The organism is Sphingobacterium sp. UDSM-2020, from assembly GCF_016132525.1.
GTDB lineage: Bacteria > Bacteroidota > Bacteroidia > Sphingobacteriales > Sphingobacteriaceae > Sphingobacterium > Sphingobacterium anhuiense.
In genome coordinates this window covers 3,999,546-4,000,704 of sequence record NZ_CP066166.1, presented here as the reverse complement: position 1 = coordinate 4,000,704, position 1,159 = coordinate 3,999,546, and the positions used below count along the sequence as shown (strand labels likewise).

Below are 1,159 nucleotides of genomic sequence, written 5' to 3'. Positions count from 1 at the left end.
TGGAGTTGCTAACTTAGTCGGCAGTGTAAGTTAAGAACAATAAATATCTTAATTTTGAAACGATGACTAAAATCCGTAAAAAATATGATCGCACCTTTAAAGAACGTGCAGTTGAGTTGAGTAAAGACCGGAAAAACATTTCTGAGCTAGCCCGTGAATTAGGTGTATCAGCCGCCCAATTATATAAATGGCGTAAAGAATCAGAAGATTTCGGAGCAGGCAGCTTTCCCGGCAATGGAAATGTCAAACAGACACCAGAGCAGGAACGTATAAGTGCCTTAGAGAAAAAGCTTAAAGATTCAGAGCTTGAACTTGAGATATTAAAAAAGGCCATAGGCATCTTTTCCAAGAACGATCAGTAATATATAAGTTTATCAGGCTGCATCAACAAATATATCCGATTGAAAAGATGTGCAAGGTTATGGGAGTTGGTTCCAGAAGTTATTATACTTGGAAAAATGACTCTAAACCCGCTGGTGGCTCTAAAGTTGGCATTCTTGAAGAGAAGATAAAAACTATTTATTTCAATAAAAAGCAGCGTTATGGCAGTCCTAGGATAGCTGCTGAATTATTGGATAATGGTGTGAAAGCCTCAAGGATTACAGTCGCTAAATATATGAGAAAGATGGGGCTACGCAGTAAAATAGGCAAGAAGTTTAAAGTCACAACAGATTCAAAACATTCCCATAAAATAATGAAAAATGTATTAGATCGTAATTTCACCCCTTCGGAACCATCAAAAGTTTGGGTCTCGGATATTACTTATATCCACACCAAAGAAGGCTTCTTATATCTAACCACAGTCCTCGATTTATATGACCGTAAATGTATTGGGTGGAGTGTCAGTGAAACAATGAGGACCGAAGAAACTTCGTTGGCAGCATGGAAAATGGCGGTCAAGAACCGCAAATTGTTTCCTGGTCTGATTTTTCATTCAGATCGTGGAGTACAATATGCCTGCGAAAAATTCAGCAATACAGTAGATTCTTATAAAATCGTAACTAGAAGTATGAGTCGAAAAGGTGATTGTTGGGACAATGCAGTTGCAGAGAGCTTTTTTAAAACACTAAAATCAGAGCAAATATATGGGAACAAATTGGTATCAAAAGAGCAAATGAGGACAGATTTATTTGAATACATAGAAGTATGGTACAATAGA

General features: G+C 37.2%; 2 protein-coding genes. Both read left to right on the top strand.

From position 1 onward, the window contains the following. The first annotated feature begins 62 nt into the window (after positions 1–62). Positions 63–362: a transposase gene (locus JAZ75_RS16800; RefSeq protein WP_021191316.1), complete on the top strand. Its 300-nt coding sequence runs from the start codon at positions 63–65 to the stop codon at positions 360–362. Continuing rightward, the coding region (locus JAZ75_RS16795) for an IS3 family transposase (protein ID WP_208702505.1) at positions 320–1,159 on the top strand (840 nt) is incomplete at its 3' end. The genes JAZ75_RS16800 and JAZ75_RS16795, both read left to right, overlap by 43 nt.

What these genes read in the sequence shown, in the direction of transcription:
- JAZ75_RS16800 (WP_021191316.1), top strand. Translation starts at nt 63, where the DNA reads ATGACTAAAATCCGTAAAAAATATGATCGCACCTTTAAAGAACGTGCA.